The 23825-nt window shown below is 68.9% G+C and carries 21 protein-coding genes and 1 pseudogene; 11 read left to right on the top strand and 11 right to left on the bottom strand.

Features of this window, described 5'->3' with window-relative positions; genetic code table 11:
- Positions 1 to 13 precede the first annotated feature (13 nt).
- The 3 genes and pseudogenes from argF to ACZ6BG_RS19695 form a co-directional block, all read right to left on the bottom strand.
- Positions 14 to 1015 carry an ornithine carbamoyltransferase gene (gene argF, locus ACZ6BG_RS19705; RefSeq protein WP_469002826.1) on the bottom strand — a complete coding sequence of 334 codons (1002 nt, stop codon included), beginning with the start codon at positions 1013 to 1015 and terminating at the stop codon, positions 14 to 16.
- 60 nt (positions 1016 to 1075) lie between these two features.
- Complete coding sequence (locus ACZ6BG_RS19700) at positions 1076 to 2299, bottom strand: arginine deiminase (protein ID WP_469002823.1); 1224 nt, start codon at positions 2297 to 2299, stop codon at positions 1076 to 1078.
- Positions 2300 to 3511: 1212 nt separating this feature from the next.
- A pseudogene (locus tag ACZ6BG_RS19695) lies at positions 3512 to 4075 on the bottom strand (transposase); the annotation flags it as partial.
- Between ACZ6BG_RS19695 and ACZ6BG_RS19690 the strand changes: the two are divergent.
- Genes ACZ6BG_RS19690 through ACZ6BG_RS19680 form a run of 3 tightly spaced genes read left to right on the top strand, consistent with a single transcriptional unit; the run spans position 3966 to position 4969 of the window.
- On the top strand, positions 3966 to 4259 hold the full coding sequence (locus ACZ6BG_RS19690; RefSeq protein WP_469003025.1) for an amidase domain-containing protein: 294 nt from the start codon (positions 3966 to 3968) through the stop codon (positions 4257 to 4259). The pseudogene ACZ6BG_RS19695 and the gene ACZ6BG_RS19690 sit on opposite strands and share 110 nt — an antisense overlap.
- A 42-nt stretch (positions 4260 to 4301) precedes the next feature.
- On the top strand, positions 4302 to 4484 hold the full coding sequence (locus ACZ6BG_RS19685; protein WP_469002821.1) for a hypothetical protein: 183 nt from the start codon (positions 4302 to 4304) through the stop codon (positions 4482 to 4484).
- A 32-nt stretch (positions 4485 to 4516) separates the two neighbouring features.
- Positions 4517 to 4969: a hypothetical protein gene (locus tag ACZ6BG_RS19680; protein ID WP_469002819.1), complete on the top strand. Its 453-nt coding sequence runs from the start codon at positions 4517 to 4519 to the stop codon at positions 4967 to 4969.
- A gap of 718 nt (positions 4970 to 5687) precedes the next feature.
- Here the strand turns inward: ACZ6BG_RS19680 and ACZ6BG_RS19675 are convergent.
- The 3 genes from ACZ6BG_RS19675 to ACZ6BG_RS19665 all read right to left on the bottom strand — a co-directional run bounded on the left by ACZ6BG_RS19675 (position 5688) and on the right by ACZ6BG_RS19665 (position 8850).
- On the bottom strand, positions 5688 to 6899 hold the full coding sequence (locus ACZ6BG_RS19675) for a low temperature requirement protein A (RefSeq protein ID WP_469002817.1): 1212 nt from the start codon (positions 6897 to 6899) through the stop codon (positions 5688 to 5690).
- Between the two features lie 633 nt (positions 6900 to 7532).
- A complete protein-coding gene (locus ACZ6BG_RS19670; protein ID WP_469002815.1) occupies positions 7533 to 7997 on the bottom strand; it encodes a MarR family winged helix-turn-helix transcriptional regulator in 465 nt (154 codons plus the stop codon).
- 187 nt (positions 7998 to 8184) lie between these two features.
- Entirely contained in the window at positions 8185 to 8850 is a 666-nt protein-coding gene (locus ACZ6BG_RS19665) for a hydrolase (RefSeq protein WP_469002813.1), read from the bottom strand.
- A gap of 677 nt (positions 8851 to 9527) precedes the next feature.
- On the opposite strand from ACZ6BG_RS19665, the gene ACZ6BG_RS19660 reads away from it, so the two are divergent.
- The 5 genes from ACZ6BG_RS19660 (at position 9528) to ACZ6BG_RS19640 (ending at position 15380) form a co-directional block, all read left to right on the top strand.
- A complete protein-coding gene (locus tag ACZ6BG_RS19660; RefSeq protein WP_469002811.1) occupies positions 9528 to 10103 on the top strand; it encodes a YbhB/YbcL family Raf kinase inhibitor-like protein in 576 nt (191 codons plus the stop codon).
- A 352-nt stretch (positions 10104 to 10455) separates the two neighbouring features.
- Entirely contained in the window at positions 10456 to 12207 is a 1752-nt protein-coding gene (locus ACZ6BG_RS19655; RefSeq protein ID WP_469002808.1) for a chitinase, read from the top strand.
- A 572-nt stretch (positions 12208 to 12779) separates the two neighbouring features.
- Positions 12780 to 13058, top strand: a complete 279-nt coding sequence (locus ACZ6BG_RS19650) for a polyprenyl synthetase (RefSeq protein WP_469002805.1) — start codon at positions 12780 to 12782, stop codon at positions 13056 to 13058.
- Entirely contained in the window at positions 13048 to 14103 is a 1056-nt protein-coding gene (locus ACZ6BG_RS19645) for a polyprenyl synthetase family protein (protein WP_469002803.1), read from the top strand. Before ACZ6BG_RS19650 ends, ACZ6BG_RS19645 begins: the two co-directional genes overlap by 11 nt.
- A 119-nt stretch (positions 14104 to 14222) precedes the next feature.
- Positions 14223 to 15380: an oxygenase MpaB family protein gene (locus ACZ6BG_RS19640; RefSeq protein ID WP_469002801.1), complete on the top strand. Its 1158-nt coding sequence runs from the start codon at positions 14223 to 14225 to the stop codon at positions 15378 to 15380.
- 1093 nt (positions 15381 to 16473) lie between these two features.
- On the opposite strand, the gene ACZ6BG_RS19635 is transcribed toward ACZ6BG_RS19640, so the two are convergent.
- From ACZ6BG_RS19635 to ACZ6BG_RS19625, 3 genes are all read right to left on the bottom strand, one after another.
- Positions 16474 to 17079, bottom strand: a complete 606-nt coding sequence (locus tag ACZ6BG_RS19635) for a dihydrofolate reductase family protein (RefSeq protein ID WP_469002799.1) — start codon at positions 17077 to 17079, stop codon at positions 16474 to 16476.
- 411 nt (positions 17080 to 17490) lie between these two features.
- A complete protein-coding gene (locus ACZ6BG_RS19630; protein ID WP_469002796.1) occupies positions 17491 to 18402 on the bottom strand; it encodes an alpha/beta fold hydrolase in 912 nt (303 codons plus the stop codon).
- Positions 18403 to 18883: 481 nt separating this feature from the next.
- On the bottom strand, positions 18884 to 19342 hold the full coding sequence (locus ACZ6BG_RS19625; RefSeq protein WP_469002793.1) for a TetR/AcrR family transcriptional regulator C-terminal domain-containing protein: 459 nt from the start codon (positions 19340 to 19342) through the stop codon (positions 18884 to 18886).
- 78 nt (positions 19343 to 19420) lie between these two features.
- Here ACZ6BG_RS19625 and ACZ6BG_RS19620 point away from each other — a divergent pair, with 78 nt between their 5' ends.
- Positions 19421 to 20626 (top strand): NAD(P)/FAD-dependent oxidoreductase, encoded by a 1206-nt coding sequence (locus tag ACZ6BG_RS19620; protein ID WP_469002790.1) that lies wholly within the window; start codon positions 19421 to 19423, stop codon positions 20624 to 20626.
- Positions 20627 to 20704: 78 nt separating this feature from the next.
- On the top strand, positions 20705 to 21661 hold the full coding sequence (locus ACZ6BG_RS19615) for a sigma-70 family RNA polymerase sigma factor (protein ID WP_469002788.1): 957 nt from the start codon (positions 20705 to 20707) through the stop codon (positions 21659 to 21661).
- 361 nt (positions 21662 to 22022) lie between these two features.
- On the opposite strand, the gene ACZ6BG_RS19610 is transcribed toward ACZ6BG_RS19615, so the two are convergent.
- Together ACZ6BG_RS19610 and ACZ6BG_RS19605 are read right to left on the bottom strand one after the other, a co-directional pair.
- Positions 22023 to 22448, bottom strand: coding sequence for an Hsp20/alpha crystallin family protein (locus tag ACZ6BG_RS19610; protein WP_469002786.1), 426 nt, complete (start codon positions 22446 to 22448; stop codon positions 22023 to 22025).
- Between the two features lie 21 nt (positions 22449 to 22469).
- Entirely contained in the window at positions 22470 to 22811 is a 342-nt protein-coding gene (locus ACZ6BG_RS19605) for a universal stress protein (RefSeq protein WP_469002784.1), read from the bottom strand.
- Between the two features lie 170 nt (positions 22812 to 22981).
- Between ACZ6BG_RS19605 and ACZ6BG_RS19600 the strand changes: the two genes are divergently transcribed.
- A complete protein-coding gene (locus tag ACZ6BG_RS19600; protein ID WP_469002782.1) occupies positions 22982 to 23818 on the top strand; it encodes a universal stress protein in 837 nt (278 codons plus the stop codon).
- The last annotated feature ends 7 nt before the right edge of the window (positions 23819 to 23825 follow it).

Genomic DNA, 23825 nt, shown 5'->3' with positions numbered 1-23825 from the left:
GTCCGGGGGGCGTTCAGTCGCTGAGGGTGGCGACGAGAACCGCCTTGATGGTGTGGAGCCGGTTCTCGGCCTGGTCGAACACGATGGAGTGCGAGGACTCGAAGACCTCGTCGGTGACTTCCAGCGCGGTCAGGCCGGTCCGGGCCGCGATCCCGGCGCCCACGCCGGTGTCGCTGTTGTGGAAGGCGGGAAGGCAGTGCATGAACTTGACTATCGGGTTGCCCGTCATCTGCAGGGTCTTGGCGGTCACCTGGTACGGCTTGAGCAGGGTGATGCGCTCGTCCCACTTCTCCGGCGGCTCGCCCATCGAGAGCCATACGTCGGTGTAGAGGAAGTCAACGCCGGTCACCCCCTCGGTCACGTCCTCGGTCAGCGTGATCCGCGCGCCGCTGACGGCCGCTGCCCGTCGCGCCTCGTCCACGACGTCGGAGGCGTTGTGCAGGGAGCGGGGGCCGACCATGCGGACGTCCATGCCGAGCATCGCCGCGGCGATGAGCAGCGAGTTGCCGACGTTGTTCCTGGCGTCTCCGAGGTAGGCGAAGGACACCTGGTTCAGTGGCCGGTCGGTGTGCTCCCACATGGTGAGCACGTCGGCGAGCGACTGCGTGGGGTGCCACTGGTCGGTCAGGCCGTTCCAGACCGGAACGCCGGCGTATTGGGCGAGTTCCTCCACCAGGTTCTGATTGCTGCCGCGGTACTCGATGCCGTCGTAGTAACGGCCGAGGACGCGTGCGGTGTCCTTGACGGACTCCTTGTGGCCCAGCTGTGAGCCGGCCGGGTCGAGATACGTGACGTGCGCGCCTTGTTGGTGAGCGGCCACCTCGAAGGCGCAACGGGTCCTCGTCGAGGTCTTCTCGAAGATGACGGCGATGTTCTTGCCGCGCAACCGCTGCTCCTCACGGCCCTCGCGGCGCGCTGTTTTGAGGGAGGCGGAGAGCTCCAGCAGGTGGTGGAACTCCTCGGAGGTGAAGTCGAGTTCCTTCAGGAACGGGCGGTGAAGCAGGTCGACAGGCATGGTCGGTCTCCTCGATGTCCACGGGGGTGGGGCGGGCGCGATGGTCGGGCCGGTGCGCGCTCAGACGGCCTCGCGCTCGATGGGGCAGCTCATGCATCGCGGGCCGCCGCGGCCACGGCCGAGTTCACTGCCTCGCACGGTGATGACCTCGATCCCGCTCTTGCGCAGGTGGGTGTTGGTGGTCACGTTGCGTTCGTAGGCGACGACCACGCCCGGCTCGACGGCCAGTACGTTGCAGCCGTCGTCCCACTGCTCCCGCTCGGCGGACCGGACGTCCTGGCTGGGGGTGAGGACATGGATGGACGGCAACCCCAGGGCGTCAGCGATGGCTTGGTCCATGTGGTGGGGCGCGTGGTCGGTGACCTTCAGCCCCTGCCCGCCCTCGCCGGGTTCGATCGTGGAGGAGGGCAGCACGCCGAGTCCGGCGTAGCGGGTGAAGGTGTCACCGCTGACCATCGTCATGACGGTGTCGAGGTGCATGAAACTGCGGCGCTTGGGCAGGTTGACGGCCACGATCCGCCGGGCGGAGCCCTCCGCGAACATCCGCAGGGCGAGGTTCTCCACGGCCTGCGGCGTCGTGCGTTCGCTCATGCCGATGAGGACGGCACCCTTGCCGATGACCAGGACGTCGCCGCCCTCGATGGTGGCGGGATACGCCTCCTGCCCATCGGTCCACCGGCTGAACTCCCCCTTTTCGAACAGGGGGTGGTGCCGGTAGATGGCCTCGAAGTGCACTGTCTCCCGGCGCCGGGCGCGCTTCTTCATCGGGTTGACGCTCACACCGTCGTACACCCAGCACGACGTGTCGCGGGTGAAGAGGTGGTTGGGCAGGGGCGCGAGGAGGAAGTCGTCGGGCGCCATGGCGTGCGCCCGGAGGCCGGGTATGGAGTTCGTGCGGTCGAGCAGCTCGCCTTTCGTGACGCCACCGATGAGGCACGCGGTCAGGGCCTCCGGCTCCAGGGAATCGAAGTACGCGCGGAGCCGGTCCGTGCCGAGGACACCGAACTCCCGCTCGTCGAACACCCGGTCAAGGACGAGTTGCCGCGCGTCGACACCGGACAGCGTCTCGGCGAGCAGGTCCGCGAGGAGGTGCACGCGGACACCCCGGTCGCGCAGGACGTCGGCGAAGGCGTCGTGCTCCTCACGGGCGCGTTTGACCCACAGCACGTCGTCGAAGAGGAGCGCGTCCTTGTTCGTGGGTGTGAGGCGTTTCAGTTCCAGGTCGGGCCGGTGCAGGACGACCTGTTTCAGTTGACCGGCCTCGGATTCGACGTGAAAGGGCATGGAGGGGCCTTTCGAAGGTGAGGGGAGAGACGCCGGCGAAGGACGCGGCATGGGATGTGCGTGCGCTCCGGGGTCCGTCGGGGACTTCTCGGGGGCACTTGAACTCTGCCACTCATGCCACCTCCCACCCCGGCCGCAACAGTCCCTCGGTGGCGGCCGGTCGGCCCCCCTGCGCTGCCCCGGTCAGTCGCTCCGCCGGGCCCTTCGGCCCCGCGAGGGGCGAAGGGCGGGGGTGCCAGGCACCGCGGCACGAGCAAACCTCCTGCTTGTTTCGTGCACAGTCCCCTGTGCTCGGCGGAGCGGCACGGGCACGAACGAAGCCCACGCCTTCCGCACGGGGCCCATGGTCCTCCGGGACGCGCGTGGCCGGCTCCGGCCAGGGGCTCGAAGAGGGCGTGCTGCGGAGCCTGCCCGGCGGCGGCCGTTCGGAGAGGCCGTCACCGCCGATGTCCACCAGGGCAAGGAGCGGGGCGGGCCCGAGGACAGCGGCGGCCTCGTTCGGGCATCGGCCCGGCAGACACACACCACCCTGCTTCTGCGTGAGGAGGGGACGCACGTACTGGTGCACGACGCCCCCCGCCCTGTCAGTCCTATGGGAGCCGGGCGACGACGTACTCCGTCAAGTCCAACAACCGATGGGTGAAGCCCCGTTCGTCGTCATACCAACCGCAGTCCTCGACCGGTTCGCCGTGCGCTCGGGTCAGCGGGGCCCGGCGACCAGGACACGGGATCACGTCGACCTCGTCCGTCGGCACAGGTGAGCGCGGACGACGCTGAGGTCCCTCGACGAGCCCACGCCGTTCGTTCCAGGGCGCTCCTGGGCGCTGTCAGCGGTTCCATGTCAGGCCCGCGACGGCCCGGGCCACGCCACTGGCGCTTGCCTGGTACACGGCCGTGGTCTACGCCGTTGCCGGTGCCGGAGTGCTCGCAGGCAGCGACTGGTGACCCACCACCGCCCTCGTCGGGGCATCGAGCGGGCTGATCCTCAAAGCAGCCTGGTTCGACCCATGGCTGAGCGTCGGCGTGCTGCTGGACGTGGGCGTCCTCGTCGCCGTGGCCGGCACTTGGCGCGCCGCCTACTGAGCGGAGCGTGCAAAGGGCTCCGGGCCTCACGGAGCCGCCGAAACCCGTGCCGAGAGTCGCTCCGGCGGTCCGCCGCAAGCCGGGTTAAGAGGCCGTTTCACCTAGAGGTTGTCCCGTACGGGGTGTGAGTTATCCGGTGAGGGCCATGTTCTGGAGGCGTGCAATGCCGAGCGTTGCCTGGTGAACGCCGTTGCCCTTGAGGCGACAGTTCCGCAGCACCTTCCAGTTCTTCAGGCGGGACAGCGCATGTTCGACGCGTGCCCGGGCTCGACGGTGGACGGCGTTCTCAGCGTCCTGCTGCGGGCTCAGGCGCTGTTGGCCTCGTCTCTTGCGGTGCGGGATGAGCAGTCCGGTGCCCTGGCAGCCGCCATCGGCGATGGTGGGAACCCCACGCCAGGCCCGGTCGGCTCCCGACTCGGTGAAGGTCCGGCAGTCGTTGCGGCTGCCGGGCAGCGGATCGCCGATGTCCACCACCAGGCGACTGTTTGCGTCGATGACCACCTGCAGGTTCGTCGAGTACCGGTAGTTCTTGCTCCAGGCCGCGATACTGCGGTCCCGGGTGGGCATCAGGGTGCCGTCGACGATGTGCACGGTGTCTTCCCGTTTGCGGCGGGCCGGAGAGATCGCCAGCAGCGGCGCGAGGTGGTCCAGGATCCGGTCCGCGGCGGACTTTATGATCCCGAACAACGACGCCTACTGGAGATACAGCAGCGACTGCACTAATTTCATATCCCAAGCCATGCATGCGGGTGGCTTGAAATGCAACGGAGACCGCCGCAAGCGCAACTCGAGCTGGTTCTACGGCTCAACTCAAAGGATACATACAAGTTACACCTGGGCCGGGGCCGAGAATTGGTACTGGTTCGGGAAGAAGTGATCCAAGAGGATTCGCATCCTTCGTTACGTGCAAGAATTGTCCATGACTGATGTTCCGCAAGCGGACTTCGACAAGAACAACAACATCAACCACACGATGATCGCCACCAAGGCAACGCCCAGTAACTCCCGGCTCGCCCATCACGCTCCTAATGTGCACAACAGGAGCCTCAAGAAGATCCTTCGCAATTATCCCCGTGCCTGGTGGCATTCCCACCGCACCTGAGAAGCTGACGGTCGGCCGACCTTGGAGGCGCCATGAGCAGGCGACACATACTCGTAGCAACTATTGCGTTGCTCCTTACCGCGGGCTGTGGCTCCGCCGACGCCGGGGGTACCTCTGATGACAGTAATAACCCTGGTAGCAGTTCCCCACCCTCTGGGGCCCCGAATGCAGTCGAGCGCTACGTCGAAGCCCTCAATGACCGTGACGTGAAGGCCCTCCTGGAGGTGGGAGACGCCCCCAATGAGCCGTGGTCGCGGAAGCAGGCAGATGAAATCATCCAATCCAAGGGCGGTAAGGGGCTAACCATCACGAAAGCACCCATTAAGTACGACCAAATGGGCGATTATATGGGCAGGGTCGCCTTGACGGCCTCTGCCAGTGGAGGGACCCCGCTGCGGGAGACAGTTGATCTGGTGTACGAGGAGAGCCACTGGCACGTCGTTCTGTTTGAGTGGCCCAGCGATAAAGAGACCTCGAAGTCGTAGGACTCCCGCAGGTGCCCTCGACGAACGAGATCCGCACACCTCGATTCTTCTTCAGCTTCGCCACACTGCACCTCCCCTGCCAGCTCCTCCATGATCTTGCCGAGCCCGCGGGAGCACAGGAGGGCCTCCGCAGCCGAGCGGGGCTGGGACGTACCCCCGCCCCGCCTCGCGGCCGACCGTTACAGACGCCTGCTGGCCAGCTCGGGAAGGCCGACCAGAGCGGCGGGCGGCTCGTCGATGCCCTTGCTGCGCGTACCAGCCGCGACACCAGCGCCAGAACGTCGGCACGGCGCAGTGCCTGATTGCAACCCTCAGGTGATCTTGCGCAGGCGTCGCGTTGGGCGTCTGTGCGAACGGCGGGCCCGGTGCGTTCAGGAGTCACGGTGGTGTGGCAAGAGCTTTGCGGAGAGCTCGCGGATGCTCCACGTGCCCAGGTGGTGCGCCTTCCCGCGTGTGGCCGTCAGCCGGATCTTGCGCTTCGACGGTCAGGCGATACGCGATGGGGCCGATCCGCCATCCGGCGTGATGGTCGAAGTGCGGATACGGCCCCGCAACGATGGTGGTCCGTGCCCCCGGTGGCCGCGAACCGCAACGGTTCCCATCTGTCTGTGCCCTGCCGGGGGCACCACGCGTTACGTCGCTGAGGGGACGGGGCGCGGTCACCGTGCCTTCCTGCCGGCCCGCAAACCGGAAGGTGCCGCCTCACGGCCCTCAGAGGTCAACTCACCTGAGGCGAGGCAGGTTTCGCGCTCACGGTCCGCTGCCCCTCCAGAGCCAGCACCCCCGCCACCACCCCCGCCAACACCACAAGCGCAACCAGCGCCGGTACCACCGCGACCACCACCCCCGCGCAGAGGCAGAGCGCGCCGCCGGCGATCAGCGGCACGGAACGTTGCCCGGCCGTGCGAAACAAGATCGCCGCGGCGGCGGCCAGGAACACCCCCACACCACCGGGAAGCGCCCAGGCCACCACCCCGTGCAACGGCTCGGACAGGTCGTAGTGCCCGGTGTCGGCGACCTGCTTGAGAACCTTCTTCATCCCCAACGCGGTAAGCACAACCCCACCGACGAGCGGCAGGTGCAGGAAGGTGTAGACGTCACGGGCAAAGCGGGTCTGGTCGTCACCGCCCAATGCCGCGAGCTGGTGCTCGGCCGCAGCGCTCACCCGCCCGAAGTACACCCGCCACAGCCCCGCCACCACGAGCAGCCCCACCGCAGCCGCTCCCAATACGGGCCAGGTCACAGTGAACCCGGACACGCCCACTCCGATGGCGACTATCGACTCGCCGAGGGCGATGATGACGATCAGTCCGTGCCGTTCGGAGAAATGCCCCGGTGAGGCCACGCGCCAGCCGGAGCCACCGACGAGGTAGATCCCGAAGTAGTCGACCGCCACGGCGCCGAGCCAGAGCAGCACCTGCGCGAGGCCGCTGAAGGCGCTGCCGGCCAGGAGCAGGGCGAAGGGTGGCGCCACGGAGAGCAGTGCGGTGCGCCGCAGGTTGGCCCGGAGCACCATGTCATTGGGGGCGGACATCCAGTAGGTGACGAGGTGCAGCACCCGCACGGTCCCGTAGCACAGTACGAAGACGAGCGGCACCGGCAGCCCGCCGGCGGCGTCCGCATACACGTCGGGCACGGTCAGCGAAACGACCATGACCACGGCCATCACCACGACGAGCACCCCGAACACCGCCCCGGAGTCGGCTCGCACCACATTCCCCAGCCAGGCGAAACAGCACCAGCACCACCACAGCAGCGCGAGCACGACGCCCGCGCCGAGCAGCCGCAGCGGGGTCGGGTCTGCTGCCATGAGCGCGGTGACCTGTGTGATGGCGTACACGAAGACCAGGTCGAAGAACAGCTCGGCGGGTGTGACGCGATGCCCGCCCTCCGTCGGAACGATCCGCGCACGCTCACCACTTGTGGCCACGATTCCCCCTCCTGACCGGACCCGCCGCCCGGTCGAACCCCGGCGGAACAATACCCAGTGCCGCTTAGCTGGGGGGGTGCGGTGCGGAACGCACCGACTGTCGTGCCGGGCAAGCATGCGCGGGCTGGGCGGCGGAGTTCCCTTCACCAACACTCGCAAAGGACCGCAGGCGGCCTTGGGCCTGCATGCGGACCCGGATCTCTCCGCACCGCCAGTGACCGCTCGCCTGTCGTGCTCCCCGCACCCACATACGCGCCGCCCGCGCGCGAGGAATCCCCCCGGGCCCCTCAGGTGGTACGCCAACGGGGCCGGCCGATGCACGACTCCCGGCCACCTCACCCCGTGGAGTGTGCCGCAGCCAGCGGAAACGACCGGGCGCCGGGGCACGATCGGGCCGGTGGCGCAGCAGGCGGCCAGACCGGGTACGCGGTGGGCGTGCCCGCCGTGATGTTGGCCGAGTCCACCCAGGTCGGGCTCCTCGGTCGCCTGAGTTGGTGCCCCCGTGGGCGGCGGCTCGGGCTCTGTCAGCCTGTCGCTACTGGAGCCGCTTGTCCGGCCGCAGCGTCGGCTCAATCTTCGCTGGGCTTTCGTAGTCAGTTGTCGCCAGTTCCTCGGGCGGCTGGCGCTCACCGTTCAGGCGTCATCGTCCAGCTTCTCCACCACGCGGACGGAGATCTCCGCCAGGGTTCGGAGCTCCGCCGCGGTGAGATGGTCCAGGAAGAGGGATCGGACGGCCTGTACGTGCAGTGGGGCCGCCGCCGCGATGGCCTCACGTCCTGCTTCCGTGATCACGGCGAAGGCGCCCCGCCCGTCCTCCCGGCAGTCCTCCCGAACCACCAGTCCGCGCTTGATCATTCGCGTGATGTGGTGGGACATCCGGCTCTTCTCCCACTCCAGTGCCCGCGCGAGGTCCTGGTACCGCTGACGGCCCTCTGGCACGTCCGTCAGGTTGACCAGGACCGCGTAGTCCGCCGCCGCCAAATGGGATTCCGTCTGCAGCAGATGTGACAGGCGGCCCATCAGCCGCTCATGCAGCCGGACGAAACTCCTCCACGCGTGCTGCTCCTCCGCCGTCAGCCAGTTCACCCCGTCAGTCACGAGGTCGAGTGTAGTGAACTGGTTGACGCGTCATCGGTCCGGCGGGGTGTGCGTGCCACCGTCGCAGCTCGACCCGGGCGACGTCTTCACCCCCGACGGGCTCACAGCGGGCCTGTTGGGCGGCCGCGTGGCGGCCAGGGCAAGGGGGCGGCACTCCGATACCGGGACCGCCCCAGTGCCCCCGCCATTACGCTCCGGCCGTCTCGGCGACCGGGGTGTTCAGGAGCTGGTGCTCCCAGACCGTCGCGATCCCGGTGGCACCCGTGTGCCCCAGGGCCGCCATCTGGTCCTCCGGCGTGATGCGTTCCGTCCGGGCCCAGTCACGCTGCCACTCGCTCATCACGGCCAGCCAGGTGATCGGCACGACTCCGGCCTGGATCATGCGCCGCACCGCCATGTCGTGCGCCTCGGCCGACACGCCCCCGGAGGCGTCGGTGACGACGTAGACATCGAAGCCTTCGCCCGCCGCCTGGATGGCGGGCATGGCCACACAGATCTCCGTCCACAGACCGGCGATGATCAGCTTCTTGCGTCCGGTGGCCTTCACGGCGTCCACCACGACCTGGTCCTCCCAGGTGTTGATGAAGGTCCTGTTGATCGGCTTCTGGTCCGGAAACACGTCTTGCAGCGGCTGGATCAGCAGGCCCCCGCGATCTTCCACGACCGTGGTCAGGATCGTCGGGACACCGTAGCCCTTGGCCGCCTTGGCCAAGCCCACGACGTTGTTGGTGACCATCATCGGCTCGTGGCTGTGAAGGTTGGCGAACTGGTACGGCTGGTGGTCGATCAGTACCAGGACGCTCTCCTCGGGGGTCAGCAGGGCTTCGAGGCCGGCCTTCGGCGACGTGCTCATGGAGATCTCCTCAGGAGTGTGGGGCGCGCACAAACCAATTTGGTTGACGCATCATCTTTCTATATGACACGTCAACTATCTGTCCAGCGCCGGCTGTTCAGGGACAGGGAACTGCCGACCGGGCAGCACGGAGTGGCGACCACATGTTGATCCCGCCCTGGAACCACGGCCGGTACCCGGTCGACTGGCCGGACGTCCCCTAGGCCGCCGAGGAGCGCGCGGGTGGCTGGCGTGAGTGCGCAGGCGAGTGCGGACGTGGCAGTCACTCCGGCCGGTGCCCCAACCGGCAAGGGCGTACGAGCGCCTGACGGTGACAGAAGCCGACCCCCGGCCTGTACCGCGAGGACGTGGTCCGCACCCTGCACGTCCACGGCGGGAAAGGCGCGGACGAGCGGCACGTCGCCGTCGACGAACATGAAGAGGACCGTCTCGGCGGTTCCTCGGGGAGCACCACTCTGCGTCACCACCGAATAGGCGCCAAGGCCGTCAGATTGACATTCCCATCCAAGGCGACAAACCGAAAGCGAGAAAAGTGCATCGATCAGGTCGATAAGTGACATGACATCAGAAACCAAGATGCATACGTTGACTCCATCGCACGCATACCAATCTCGCGCCACGGACATCCAAGCGACCACGAATATCCTCGGGAGCATCCCGTGAGAAGTGCAAGAATTGTGCTTTGCGCTCTCCTCATCACCGGGGCCGTCGGCCTCTCGCCGACCACCGCCTCGGCGACCTCGTCGACGCCGTCGGCAACCCGGAGCGCGTTCACCCTGTCCAGCACGGCCTTCGCCGCCGGCGGCATCATCCCCAAGGTCCACGAGTGCACCAGCGGCGGAGGAGGCGATCCCGGCAAGAGGAACGAATCCCCTCCCCTGACCTGGGCGGGTTCTCCGACCGCCGCCAAGAGCTACGCGATCGTCATGCGAGATCTCGACAACTCCAACCTCATCCACTGGGTCATCTACGACATCCCGGCGAACACGACCTCACTCCCCCAAAACGTCGACCATGCATACCGGCCCTCCAACCCGGTGGGAGCCAGGCAGGTCTACTACCGTGGCAGCGCGAACCTCTACGGCTACCAGGGACCGTGCTCGCCCTCGACGGTGAACACCTACGAGTTCGTCGTCCACGCGCTCAACCAGGCATCGCTGGACAGCCTGAACTCCAGCTCGTCGACCCGGACCGCCGCCAGGGAGATCGTCGCGGCGACGATCGGCTCGGCCAGGATCACCGGCAAGTCATAGCGTCGCCGCGCCGGCGTGCGCGTCGTCTCGCCGCCCGCCGCCAGCCCGCTGGCACGTCACCGGACACCGCGCTGCCCCCCTTCCGCAATGCACGCCCCTGCGCCATAGCCCCTTCGGGACAGCCCCACCTCCCTGAGCGCCTCCCAAGTCGCGCGCGTCTCCGCGCTGCTTCCTGGCCGACCTCCCGGTCGAGATGCTGGGGACGACCGCGGCCACGGCCATCGAGTGCTCCGCTGCAGGTTCTTCTCTCCTGAGGTCTTGACAACTCTATTGGTCTGGACCAACCATGCGCGCAACAGCGGTGGCCACCGTCGTCGCTTACGTGCTTCACCTCTCTCCCAGGAGGCACCCCGTGGACCGTGTGCGCCAGGACAGACCCGGCGTCCGCCGGAGAATCAGCACGACGATGGCCGTCGGTGCGGCCGCCGCGCTCGCCGTCACCGCCCTCGCCGCGCCCGCACAGTCGGCGGACACCAACGCGGCCGGAACCAAGGCTGCGAGCACCGAAGCGGCGGACGTCAACGTCGCCAAGAACGCCGGGTTCGAGGCGGACCTGAGCAACTGGACGTGCGCCGCGAACAGCGGTGCCACCGTCACGTCCCCCGTGCACGGCGGCGCGAAGGCGCTCAAGGCCACCCCGTCCGGCCAGGGCACCGCCGAGTGTTCCCAGATCGTCGCGGTGAAGCCGAACTCGACGTACCAGCTGAGCAGTTGGGTGCAGGGAAGCTACGCCTATCTCGGCGCCCGCGGCACCGGTACCACCGACGTGTCGACCTGGACGCCGGGCACCTCGTCCTGGCAGCAGCTCTCCACCCGCTTCACCACCGGCGCGAACACCACCTCGGTCACCGTGTACACACACGGCTGGTACGGGCAGAGCGCGTACTACGTGGACGACGTGAGCGTCTTCGGCCCCGACGGGGGCGGCGGTCCCGACCCGGTCGAGATACCACCCGTCCCGGCCGGCCTCGCGGCGGGCACGAAGACGCCCACGTCGGTGGACCTGTCCTGGACACCGTCGTCCACGGCGACGGGGTACACCGTCTACCGCGACGGCACGAAGGTCGCCTCGGCCAGTGGCGCCTCCACGACCGTCACCGGCCTCACGCCGGAGACCACGTACAGCTTCCAGGTGAGCGCCTCGAACGCGGCGGGCGAGTCGGCGAAGTCGACGGCGGTGTCCGTGACGACGCCCAAGGGCGACGGTGGCGGCGACGGCACCGTGCCCCGGCACGCGGTGACCGGCTACTGGCAGAACTTCAACAACGGCGCGACCGTGCAGAAGCTGCGGGACGTGTCCTCGCAGTACGACATCATCGCCGTGTCGTTCGCCGATGCCACCACCACTCCGGGGCAGATCACCTTCAACCTGGACCCGGCCGTCGGCTACGCCTCCACCGCCGACTTCAAGGCGGACATCGCCGCGAAGAAGGCCGCAGGCAAGTCCGTGATCCTCTCCGTCGGCGGCGAGAAGGGCACCATCTCCGTCAACAGTGACGCCTCCGCGACGGCATTCGCCAACAGCGCCTACGCGCTGATGCAGGAGTACGGGTTCAACGGCGTCGACATCGACCTGGAGAACGGCATCAACCCCACCTACATGTCGAAGGCGCTGCGCCAGCTCTCGGCGAAGGCGGGCCCGAAGATGGTGCTCACGATGGCACCGCAGACCATCGACATGCAGTCCACGTCCGGTGGGTACTTCCAGACGGCGCTGAACGTGAAGGACATCCTCACGGTCGTCAACATGCAGTACTACAACAGCGGTTCGATGCTCGGCTGTGACGGCAAGGTCTACAGCCAGGGCAGCGTGGACTTCCTGACCGCGCTCGCCTGCATCCAGCTGGAGGGCGGCCTCGACCCGTCACAGGTCGGGATCGGCGTCCCGGCGTCGACGCGCGGCGCGGGCAGCGGTTACGTCGCCCCGGCGGTCGTGAACAACGCCCTCGACTGCCTGACCCGCGGCACCGGCTGCGGCTCCTTCAAGCCGTCGAAGACGTACCCGTCGCTGCGCGGCGCCATGACGTGGTCGACGAACTGGGACGCGACGGCGGGCCACGCGTGGTCGAACGCCGTCGGCCCGAAGGTGCACGGCCTTCCGTAGCGAACGAACGCCCCAAAGGGGCGGACGGACCGAACACGGTCCGTCCGCCCCTTTGGGCATGTGCGGGTCGGGCCGCCCCGGTCTCCGGGGCGGCAGTCGTCGGTCGTAGCGAGGCACCGCGATCTTCTGTGATGGCGTGTGATGGCGGCCGGGAATCGGGGCGACAACAAGAACGGCAGACCATCAGGCACCGCCTCCACATCCCACCAGCACAGCGGCCCACCCGGACGCTCACCCAGTTGGGCGCGCCATACGTCCATCCCCGGCAAGTCCCGGCTCACGAAGTGCACCGACCACATCGCTCCACGCCATCAAGCTGCCGTCACCGCCGGCCAGGAGTCGAGTGCCCGGTCTTCTGCGCCCCAGGGAAGGACGAGCCGACCGACCGGCGCCCCTGAATCCGAGCAACTCGGAGGGCGAGTGCGGGACAGCGGCATCCACAATCCGCACGGTCGAACGGTGGAATCACTCGATCGTGAGTTCTTCGACTGTCGCACCCGGTAGGACGCGATGCTCGGAAGGGCGGTGCGCGCCCAGGGCTGCCTGGATGTACGACGGGTGAGGGAGATGGCGTGACTCAAGAAGCGGGACGGCGCGGAGGCTTAGACCGCCAGGCACTGTTGCTGACTGCCGGACTGGCCGATCTGGCGGTGAGCACAGCGGGTTCGGTCCTGGGGGCCGTACGGGGGCTGCTTCGTCGTTCGGACGCCGCGGAGTTGGCGGCAGAGGCAGAGTACGAGCTCGTGGCGCGCGGGCGCCTGGTGCTGGACCGGTACGCGGCCGTGCCGCCGGCCCACTTGGAGATCCTGGCCCAGCGCGTCCTGGCCCGGAAGGCCGCCGGTGACATCTGACCGGTGGGAGTCGGCCGCGTTCAAGGCCCGCGTCGACGAGGTGGTGTGCCGGTTCGTCGCCCGGGAGGCCGACGAGTTCGCGGCGGTGGATCCGACGCTCGGCGCGGTGGCCGAGAGGCTGGAGGCGGCGGTCGCGGACGGCAAGCGGCTGCGGGCGGCGTTCTGTTACTGGGGGTGGCGCGCGGTGGGGCAGCCGGACAGCGACGCGCTGGTGCGGGCGGCGGCCTCGATGGAACTGGTGCACGCGGCCGCGGTCGTCCACGACGACCTCATCGACGACAGCCCGCTACGGCACGGGCGGCCCACCACTCACGTCGCCCTCCTCGGGGCCGTAGGGGCTCGCCCGGACGCCGATGCCGCCGCGCGGTCGTTGGCGATGCTGGTGGGGGATCTGCTCATGGCGCTGGCCGGGCAGTTGTTCGCCACCAGCGGTCTGCCCGCCGCGTATCTCGTCCGGGCCCGCCCGTTGTGGGCGGTGATGGTCCGTGAGCTGATCGCGGGCGAGTGTCTGGAGATCCTGCGGACCGGAGCCGGCCCGGACACCCAGGCGTCACTGAAGGTGATCCGGTACAAGACCGCCAAGTACACCGTCGAACAGCCCCTGTTGATCGGTGGCGCGTTGGCCGGAGCTGGCGCACGGCTGCGCGAGGTCTACTCCGCGTACGGGCTGCCGCTGGGCGAGGCGTTCCAGCTCCGGGACGACCTGCTCGGGCTGTTCGGAGACCCCGAGCACACGGGCAAGGCCAACGGCGACGATGTGCGCGGCCGACGGCCCACGGCGCTGCTGGCGGAGACGTGGCGTCTGGCCGACGACGCGGAGCGCGAACTGCTGCGCTCCCTGCTGGGCCGGGACGACCTGGACGCGGAGGGGCTGGGCGCGGTGCGTGAGGTGATGCGCCGGCTGAGGGCACCCGACCGTATCGAGGACATGATCGGGGCACGGGTCGAGGAGGCCCTTGGCGCCCTCCACGAGCTGGATCTTCCGACGTGTGCCGCGACCGCACTGACCGCGCTGGCGCATTCCGCGGCGGTACGTCTGTCCTGACCTCGCATCGGGGTGGCGCGGGCCCGTGCCGTACCGGGCAGCCGCCCCTACCGCCTGTCGTGGAGACGCCCCCGAGCCGCCTGTCGTGCCCCCCCCCGAGGAAGATGAGGACCCCTGGCATGACCTACACCGACGCATCGATGGACGCCCTGCGGCAGGCAGGGGACGAACTTGCCGATGCCACCGTCGCCACGCTCTTCGAACGCGGGGAAGTGGGCAAGTTCAACACCCTGATGCGCTACGTCTCCACCGCCGGCGCTCCCCTGCCCGACGGACTGCCCGACGTCGCGCGCGACTACCTCACGGCCACCAGCGCCCCGCCGGACTGGGTGGACTGGACCGAGATGGAGAAAGCCCGGCTGTTCTTCATCGACAACAACGTGCACATCTCCACCGCCCTGTCCTTCGCCTCCATGCCCGCCTGCTATCTCGTCCCGCACGTGGCGAAGCTCCTTTCGGCCACCCACGGCCTGAAGTACCCGTCCAAACGGATGGCGGAGACCGGCCAGTTCACCGTCCATCTGATGCAGCCCGACGCCTTCGAGGCCGGCAGCCGATTCATCCCCGCCGCCCAGAAGGTCCGCCTCCTGCACGCCTCCATCCGCCACCACCTCACCCGCGAGAACCGCTGGGACACCGAGACCCTGGGCACGCCGATCTGCCAGGAGGACATGATCGGCGGGCAGATGTTCTTCTCCCTGCTCGTCCTGGACAGCCTGCACCGCCTCGGCATCCACATGTCGACCGAGGGCGCGGAGGCCTACTACTACGCGTGGCGCGTCGTCGGCGCCATGCTCGGAGTCGACCAGGACGCCGTCCCTCAAAGCCTCGACGAGGCACGCCAGTTCCTCGACCTGTACATGGTCCGGCACATGGGGCCTTCGGAGGAGGGCACGCATCTGACCCGGCAGCTGATCGACCTCTACGAGGAAGTCGTGCCCGGCACCTTCTTCGACCCGATCGTCTCCGCCCTCATCCGCCACCTCGTCGGCGACACCTGCGCCGACTGGCTCCAGGTGCCGCGCACATCGTGGGACACCGTCGTCAAGGCCGTGCCCCACCTCCTCGGCGTCCTGGAGACCATCGAGGACCGCTCCCCCCTCGGCGCCTGGGCCCTGGACCGCCTCGGCCACCTCACCACCGTCCTCGAACTGTCCTCCCTCACCCGTGGACGCGTCATGCACTACGCGATCCCCGAAACCCTCAAGAAGGACTACGGCCTCTCCAGTGCCGTACCCCGCACCCACCGGTGGGTGCCGCCGGCCGCCACCGTCTGACGACCCAGGCGCCCAGGGACTGCACCCCTTCACATCCCGCTACATCCCACGCCTCGACAGCGCCGGCGCTGCCTGGGCTGTGGGCCTGCAGCCACCAAGGGTTCTCGCCACCGGAAGGGAACCCGAGGGGGACCACCTGGCCTGTGGACAGGCTGTCAGCGATCAAGCGGTCCACGACGACACACAGCTCCACAGGGGTGCCGGGAACTCTCGCCTCCGGGCAGGGGACGGTGGGACGCGGTGTGCGCTCGTGGATCCGGCGACGCATGACTGCGGTCACCCGTGAGTTCACAGCGAGTCCCATCGTCCACGCCACCCAGGGCAGCACCGGCGGCTACCGCCTCACCGCCGGCACCGCCCGCCATACCGCCCCTCCTCCTGGACGACGACGAAGCCGTCGCCATCCTGTGCACCGGTGCGGCCGCACAGAGGCGGGCGGTCCTCGTCAACGGCCTTCCGGGGATCATTTCCTGGCACGAGGACCGCACCCCGCTCTCGGTCCTCGCGTTCACCGTGACACGTGCGTCCGCACCGTCCAGCCGGGGTCACCCACGCGGGAAGCACCGCGTTGCTGGCCGACTGGGCCATGAACGCCCCGGCTCCGCGCCGATACGCGGCTGATACACAGCTGAGCCCCTGCGGAAGCACCACTCTGCCGAAACGGAAACCGGCATCGCGGAAGGTGGCCCCGGTGCGTCGACGCGGCGCACCGGTCCCGCCTGTCTCACCGGTCTCTCACCGGTCTCACCGAAGGTGGTCACGACGCTCCCTGCCCCCGCACACCGCAAGCAGCGCCGCCGTACCGTGCTCATCGCGCTCGCGGCCTCGACCGCCGCCATGGCGACCATGGCGGCCGGCCCTGTTGGCTGGGCCGGCACACAGGACGCGGACACTCCCGATGGCATCGCGCCCAACGGCATCGCTCCCCACAACGACCAGCCCTCCGCCGGCGCCAGACCGGTATGCCGACCAGCGCATCCCCGCTGACCTGGACCGGGCGTCCTGGCGTTGGCCGTTCGCCCCCTGTGAGGGTCTTGCTCCGCGCCCGTCGGAGCCGGCCTGGCGGCCGTCCAGAGCGGCGGGCGGGGCGATATCACGCAGGGGCGCCGAGCGGCGGGTGCTCGAGGACGCGGGGCTTGTACTCGACCAGTTGGATGCGGCCGTCGAAGGTGCGGTGTTCGATCATCTCGAGGGCGACGTCCGGGTAGCCGTCGTAGATGCGCTCTTCGCCTGTGGCCCCGGTGATGACCGGGAACATCACGACCCGGAAGCGGTCGACGAGCCCGGCTCGTAGGAGGGACCGGCACAGGCTGAGGCTGCCGATCGTGCTGAGGAGCCCTGGGCCGCTCGCCTTCATGACGCGGACCGCCTCGACGGCGTCGTCGCGGACGAGTGTGGAGTTGGCCCATGTCAGAGGCTCCTCGAGTGAGGAGGAGAACACCACCTTGGATGCTTGCGTGAGCTCGTCGACGGACGCCTCTTCTTCGGGCCTGAACTCGTCCTGGCCATCCGGGACCTCGCCTGCGGCGAAGCCCGACATCAGGCGGTAGGTGTTCGCTCCCATCAGGTACGTGGCCTCGGGCTGCTCGCCCAGCCATGCGAGGTACTCCGGGCCCTCGAGACCCCAGAACCCGGGCCATCCCTCTCCCGATGCGTAGCCGTCGAGGGAGGTGATGAAGTCGACGAGAAGCTCCGACATGGCAGTGTCCTTTCCTGAGTGTCACGAGCTTGGACCGGCCGGGAGCCACAAACTCATCGGCCGTGCTGTGGAGTAACGAGAGAACCCATGCCGCTGCAGCCGATCAGGTCGGCGGAACAGCACTGCTTCGGAGCTTCGGAGGGCCCGGAGGCCTGCATGATTGGGCTATGCACGCAGTCCGGGAATGATCTCCACGCGATGAGTAACGGCGGTTTGAGTTCTGTCAAAGATCCAGCCCAGCCCCACCCGCGAACGGCCCGCGATCGCGGACACTCCGTGCCACCGACAGGACTACCTGACGGTCTCCCTCGGGTCCGTGGACCTCGTCGTGGCCCATGCGGGCACTCTGCTCGGCGCGCCCTTCGAAACGCCGACGCCGCCGACACCTCCGAGAGGGACCCATGCTCGGTGTCACGCCAGAGGTGTCTGGACGGCGGTCGGGTCCGGGCCGGGCGCGGGGTCGTCGGTCTTGTCAGCGGGCGGGCGGCTGCCGGAACCGTGGAGCGCGTCGGAGCAGGTGCGCTCGATCGCCGAGACGACGACTGACGAGTGCCGGGTGGGCAGACGATGACAGCCTCGCGGGACGACGTGCAGTTCAGCGGTGGGGATCTGCTCGGCCAGGCGGTGTGAGTGGACGGGCGGAACCGTGGGGTCCTCCTCCCCCACCAGGATGTGCACCGGGATCCGCTGCAAGGCCCCCAGTTCGGTGACGTCGTGGCGCATCAGTGCTTTGAACCACCGCCCGGCGACATCCATGGGGGGCTGAGTGCTCAGCCGCGGCTGCCAGAGGTTGTGCAGGCGCAACGCCACGCCGGGGGCGTGAATGCACAGGCTGGCCATGGCGTGGCGCAGCAGGCCGACCAACCGCGTCCGCGGCGGAAATCCGGCGGCAGCGAGGTCGAGGCCGCCACCGCTGGTGGCCACGAGCAGCGCCGCGATCACCTTCTCCCCGAAGAGGCGGGGGCGGGAAGCGGCCAGCGTGAGGACCGCGGCGCCCCCCATGGAGTGGCCGACGAGGATGACCGGTACGCCCCCGGGCGCGGTGGCGGCGATGATCGCCTGGATGTCGTCGGCCAGCAGCGACATCGCCGGCTGTGCGGTGCCGGTGGTGGAGCTGCCGTGTCCGCGCTGGTCATAGCGCACTACGAGAGTGGACGGGCGGTTCAGTTGTTCCACGGTCTTGTCCCAGATGGCAGAGGTCGCCTGCCATCCGTGGGCCAGGACGATCACCAGGTCAGGGTCACTCGGCCCATGCAAATAGAGAGCCAGGCGCGCGCCGTCGGGCCGGGGCAGGCCGACGTGGGTGCAGGGGATCTCGGGCACGAACGTCTCCTTGGCTTGGACGGCAGCACGGCTGCTCGGGGTGAGCGACGGCGACACGGCGCGTCCTCGTGCGGCAGGACCTGCCGGATCACGCCCTGACACGAGTGGGAAGGCACACGAACAACCAGACGCAGAAAGCCACGGCACTGGTTGTGGAGCGACTCGGCCGCCGTCCGGCAGATCAGGCAGCTCACTGCCCCATTCGTACCTCTCTTGATAGGGATTGGTCAGGAGAGGGTTGCTTCCGAGTCGGGGCGCGGCGGGGAGAGCCGTCGGGGACGCCGCTGGTCACCGAGCGTCCGCCGCGTCGTGAGTCAGTCGACGGACTTGCAAGTCACGGAGTCGGGTCCGACATGAGCCGCGAGAGCCTGCAGTGGCCGTTCTCGCGACGCCTGGCCATCCGCTGGGCAAGTGGTCGCGCACCTGAGGCTGCTTGTTCAAGCTCGGTCGGACGGACTCGCCGGCGCTGCCCCCGGGGCGATCAGCGTCCGGGGTTCCGCTGGGGCCGGGATCCAGCCGCCGCGGTGCGCTGCACCAGGCCGTCCAGGATGAGGGCGAGGCCCGCCTCGAAAGCGGATTCGTGGCCGATCTCCGGCACGTCGGCCGGTCGGTCCGTGACGTCGCCGGAGTCCGTGTCGGCCTGCTCTTCCAGGACGCTGCCGACCGTGTAGCGGCTGGCGGCCAGCATGGCCATCTGCGCGTCCCGCTCGGGCACGCCGGAGGTGATGAGGAAGGTCATCTTGCGGCGGATCCGGTCGAGGTCACCGGTCGGGGCACTGCCGGCATGGAGGCGTGCGCCATCGCGGCGCTGCAGCAGTGTGTGCCGGAAGCTGCGCGTGTTCTCCAGGAACCACTCGCGCCAGTCGTCCTCGGGCGCCGGGAGGGGTGCGCCCGCCCCCGAGCCGACCTCGCAACAACCCTGCCAATCTGTGACCCACATCACATGCGGTTCTTGTCAGGAATCGGGGCCTTGTTCCGCTCAAGTCACCGGAAGCAAGCGAACCGATAGGAGCGAGACATGAAGCACCGCATCGTCGTCCTCGGTGCCGGCTACGCCGGGACGTACGTGGCCGGGACCCTGGCCCGTCGGCTGTCCCCGGCGGACACCGAGATCACCGTGGTCAACGCAGAGCCGGACTTCGTCCAGCGGCTGCGACTGCACCAGCTCGCCGCCGGCCAGGAGATCGAGGCTCCACAGCTCGCCGAGGTCTTCGCGGGCACGGCGATACGGCTGCGCCGGGCCCGTGTCACCGCAGTCGACCCCGAGCCCCAGGTCGTCACCGTGGCCGATGGCGACGGCGGCGGCGAGCTCGGATACGACACGCTTCTCTACGCACTCGGCAGCCACGGCGCCGACCACGGCATCCCCGGCGTGGCCGAGCACGCCTTCGATGTCGCCGCCCGGCCCTCCGCGCTGCGCCTGCGCGAGCGCCTGGACAGCCTGAGCAGGCGTGACGAAAGCCGGAGTGTCCTGGTCGTCGGCGACGGGCTGACCGGCATCGAGACCGCCACCGAGATCGCCGAATCCCGGCCCGGCCTGTCGGTGACGCTGGTCGCCCGCGGAGAGCTGGGCGCCCCGCTCTCCGCCGGAGCCCGCAGCCACCTGCGCCAGACCTGCGACCGGCTGGGCATCACCGTCCTTGAGCACACCAGCGTCGAAGCCGTCGAAGCGACCCGAGTGCTGTGCTCCGACGGCACCGCCCTGGCGTCCGACGCAACCGTGTGGACGGCCGGGTTCGCGGTCAGCCCCATCGCCGCCGTAAGCGGGCTGGAGGTCACCGAGAACGGTCAGATCGTCGTCGATCGCACCATGCGGTCGGTCTCGCACCCGAACGTCTACGCCGCCGGTGACAGCGCCTACGCCATCGGCGACAACGGCCGGCCACTGCCGATGTCCTGCGCTTCCGCCGGCTACACCGGCCGGCAGGCCACGGACGCGATCGTGGGACGCCTGACCGGTAGCAAGATTGCGAACACCAAGCTGGAGTACCCGGGCAACCACATCAGCCTCGGGCGGCGGGACGGAATCCTGCAGTTGGTCGACCACAAGGGGCAGGCAAAGCCGAAGTACATGGGCGGCCGCAAGGCCGCCCGGATCAAGGCGGGCATCGTAAAGATGTCGCTGTGGGCCACCTCGCACCCGACCTTCGGCCTGCCCAAGCGCAAGCACCGCCTGGCCACTGCCGCCCCGGATGCGTCCCTCACCGAGAAGTCGGTCGCGTAGCTGCGTCCCGAAGCCACTGGGCAATACGGCCGTCCCCCTCCCACCACCACAGGAATCGGCGTCCTTAGGGTGATCCACATGGACAGCAGAACCGCTGATCAATTCGACACCAGCCGGTTCCAGGCCAGCCGCAACCGGCTGGCCTCGCTGGCGTACCGGCTCCTGGGCTCCGCCACCGACGCCGAAGACGCCGTGCAGGATGCGTTCCTGCACTGGCAGGCCGCCGACCGGCAGCGGATCAAGGTGCCGGAAGCATGGCTGACCAAGGTCACCACCAACCTGTGCCTCGACCGGCTCCGCTCGGCACAAGCCCGCCGCGAACGCACCGCCGGCGCCTGGCTGCCCGAACCGCTCCTCGACGGCGACCCGATGCTCGGCCCGGCCGACACCTTCGAGCAGCGCGAATCGGTCTCCCTGGCCCTGCTGACGCTCATGGAGCGCCTGTCCCCCGTCGAACGGGCCGTCTACGTCCTGCGCGAAGCGTTCTCCTACAGCCACGCCGAGATCGCCGAGATCCTCGACATCACCGAGTCCGCAAGCCAACAGCACCTCCACCGGGCCCGGCGCCGCATGACCGCCGCCCGCAGCGGCGGCGCCGAAGTCGACCCCGCATCCGCCCGCAGGATCGTCGAGGAATTCCTGGCCGCCGCCACCTCGGGCCGCACCGAACGCCTTGTCGCGCTGCTCACCGACGACGCGATCGCGGTCTCCGACGGCGCCGGCGGCCTGGCCAGGACGCTGCTGCGGCACGACACTCCGCAGCGCATCGCCGCTGTCGTACGGGCCGGCTTCAAACCCACCGACGCGAAGCGGCAACTGGCCGGCGGCACGCCAGCCATCCACTACGCACTCGTCAACGGCGCCCCCGCCATCCTCTTCGTGGTCGGCGACCGGGTCGTGGGCTCCACCACGTTCGACATCGTCAGCGGCAAGATCGCAACCATGCACGGCATCGCCGCCCCCAACCGCCTCATCCGTCTCACCGAAGCCTGGCGGCAGCACGAACCCGACGCGCCGCTCATCACCCAGTGGTAACCCCACACCCCGGTCAGGCCCAGCTCAGAAGGAGCGAAGCAAACATCGCGGCTGGTACAGCTGGGCCCGGGAAGGGGCCCGAGCCCCGAATCACGGAACTGCACCGCGAGTTCCGGCGGAAAAGCTTCTCATGAGGCTGAGACCCTGCTGAGGGTGTAATCGGGCGCTTGGACCTGAGGGCCGGACCGAAGGCTGGGGATCCGATGGTGCGTCGCTCCATGGCACTTCTCTCGCGGGTGGAGAACTCGACGGGACGCCTTCCTTTGTCACAGCTTTGGCGCTGCGGCACTCGCTCCCATGAACCGCCTGCGCGGTCGGAGCGTTCCGGCCGCGCAGGCGTGTGCGGGACCTGTGAATGCGCTCAGGTGTGCCGCACCGGGATGGTCCGGGTGCCCTCCTTCATCTCGGGCACCGGGACCGTGATGGTCAGCACGCCATCCGTGTAGTCGGCGGTGGCGTCGTCCCCGCAGGCTCCGGCGGGCAGCCGGACCGCCCGGGCGAATGTGCCGTAGCGGAACTCGGTGTGCTTCTTGTCTGTGGTCTCCGTGGCGCGCTCGGCGCGCAGCGTGAGGATGCCCTCGGTGATGGTGATTTCGACGTCCTTGGCGGGGTCGATCCCCGGCAGTTCTGCACGCAGGGTGTACGTCCCGTCCGTGACGGACTCCTCGATACGGATGCTGTGCAGGCCAGGTGTGCCGTGCAGGCCGGGAATGCCGGCCTCGACCCAGCCGAACACGTCGGGGAACAGGGGCGGCCAGCTTGGCCGTCGGTCGATCATGCCACTCATCTCGCCCTCCTCTTTGTGCAGTCACGGTCTTCCTCTTCTCCAGCGTCTCGCCAGGGCGCGACGGTCGGCGAGTGCCATCCGACCCAGGTAGGGGGCCGACCGGCTCCGGCCGGCCTGCACCGGCCTCACCCAGACACCTGGGCACGAGGTGGCGATACGCTCCGCGGCCCCACTCAGGACACTTCGGGCCGCACGACGCTGAGCCGCGTGCGCCGGCACTGCGGCGAGCGAGTGCGGACTCCAGCTCCAGAGGTACATCAGGCGGAGCGGCGGATCCCGGCGCATGGCTTCCCGTGCCGCCCATTCGGCCGCTGCCAGGCTCTCGGCGGAGCCGTCGACTCCGGCGACCACGGGTCGCAGCATGAGACACACCTCCACATGCCGTTGCCCTCAGCGTCGCGCCCGAGCGCCGCGGCTTGCAGGGGCCACCAGGTCCCACCCAGGTCCATACGGCCCCTGCCTCACCAACGGCCGGTCACCGAGGGTGTATCGAGGGCACATGCACCCCACTCCGCGAACAGAGGTGAACCACCATGCGACAGGCAGTGGTCGTAGGAGTCGACGGCTCTGCACGCAGCAGTGCCGCGGCAGACTGGGCAGCCCGGGAGGCGCTGCGTCGAGGGCTGCCGTTGAAAGTGGTGCACGTGTCACTGGTGTCCCGGGAAGAGCTCGCGGACTTGTGGCCGTACAGGCCAGTGCCGCTGCCCGGGCGCGTGATCACGGAACTGCGTTCCAGGCACCCGGAGTTGGAGATCGAGGGCGTACGGCTCAGCGGCGCTGCCACCCCCACCCTGCTGGCCCACACCGCACCCGAGGACCTCGTAGTCCTCGGCACCCGCGGCGCCGGCGGATTGGCCGGGCTCACGCTCGGCTCCACCGCCATCGCCGTCACCCAGCGTTCCACCCAGTCCGTGATCCTGGTGCCGAGCGGCCTCGCGTGCCAGGACCGGGGACCGCGGCCCGACAAAGTCACGCTCGGCATCAATGCCCGACAGCCGGATGACGCCGCCATCGACTTCGCCTTCCACGCGGCTCGACTGCGGGGAGCCCGACTGCACGCGGTGCACGCCTGGGCGCTGCCCTCGCCGAGCGTCGAGTGGATGCCGTTCGCGGTGCCCGAGAAGGATCGCGCCGAGTGGGAGGACCACGAGGTACAGGTCCTTGCCGACGCGCTGCGCCCTTGGCACGACAAGTACCCTCACGTGCCGGTCCTCAAGGACGTAGTCCTGCACTCGCCCGCAGACGCGCTGGTCCGGGCCTCCAGTTGGACGGATCTGATCGTGGTGGGGCGACACGGGGCCACGCTCGGCCCGGCAGTGGACGCCCTCGTCCGGCACATCAAGTGCCCGGTGGCCGTGGTCCCTTCGTGATCGGAGC

The organism is Streptomyces sp. NPDC041205, from assembly GCF_055591765.1.
Note: the sequence above shows the minus strand (reverse complement) of the source record. Positions and strands in the feature narration are given on the sequence as shown.

What these genes read in the sequence shown, in the direction of transcription:
- ACZ6BG_RS19625 (WP_469002793.1), bottom strand. Translation starts at nt 19,342, where the DNA reads ATGTGGGTCACAGATTGGCAGGGTTGTTGCGAGGTCGGCTCGGGGGCG.
- ACZ6BG_RS19680 (WP_469002819.1), top strand. Translation starts at nt 4,517, where the DNA reads ATGAGCAGGCGACACATACTCGTAGCAACTATTGCGTTGCTCCTTACC.
- ACZ6BG_RS19635 (WP_469002799.1), bottom strand. Translation starts at nt 17,079, where the DNA reads ATGTCGGAGCTTCTCGTCGACTTCATCACCTCCCTCGACGGCTACGCA.
- ACZ6BG_RS19600 (WP_469002782.1), top strand. Translation starts at nt 22,982, where the DNA reads ATGCGACAGGCAGTGGTCGTAGGAGTCGACGGCTCTGCACGCAGCAGT.
- ACZ6BG_RS19610 (WP_469002786.1), bottom strand. Translation starts at nt 22,448, where the DNA reads ATGAGTGGCATGATCGACCGACGGCCAAGCTGGCCGCCCCTGTTCCCC.
- ACZ6BG_RS19615 (WP_469002788.1), top strand. Translation starts at nt 20,705, where the DNA reads ATGGACAGCAGAACCGCTGATCAATTCGACACCAGCCGGTTCCAGGCC.
- ACZ6BG_RS19685 (WP_469002821.1), top strand. Translation starts at nt 4,302, where the DNA reads ATGACTGATGTTCCGCAAGCGGACTTCGACAAGAACAACAACATCAAC.
- ACZ6BG_RS19640 (WP_469002801.1), top strand. Translation starts at nt 14,223, where the DNA reads ATGACCTACACCGACGCATCGATGGACGCCCTGCGGCAGGCAGGGGAC.
- ACZ6BG_RS19605 (WP_469002784.1), bottom strand. Translation starts at nt 22,811, where the DNA reads ATGCTGCGACCCGTGGTCGCCGGAGTCGACGGCTCCGCCGAGAGCCTG.
- argF (WP_469002826.1), bottom strand. Translation starts at nt 1,015, where the DNA reads ATGCCTGTCGACCTGCTTCACCGCCCGTTCCTGAAGGAACTCGACTTC.
- ACZ6BG_RS19620 (WP_469002790.1), top strand. Translation starts at nt 19,421, where the DNA reads ATGAAGCACCGCATCGTCGTCCTCGGTGCCGGCTACGCCGGGACGTAC.
- ACZ6BG_RS19700 (WP_469002823.1), bottom strand. Translation starts at nt 2,299, where the DNA reads ATGCCCTTTCACGTCGAATCCGAGGCCGGTCAACTGAAACAGGTCGTC.
- ACZ6BG_RS19690 (WP_469003025.1), top strand. Translation starts at nt 3,966, where the DNA reads ATGTGCACGGTGTCTTCCCGTTTGCGGCGGGCCGGAGAGATCGCCAGC.
- ACZ6BG_RS19665 (WP_469002813.1), bottom strand. Translation starts at nt 8,850, where the DNA reads ATGAGCACGTCGCCGAAGGCCGGCCTCGAAGCCCTGCTGACCCCCGAG.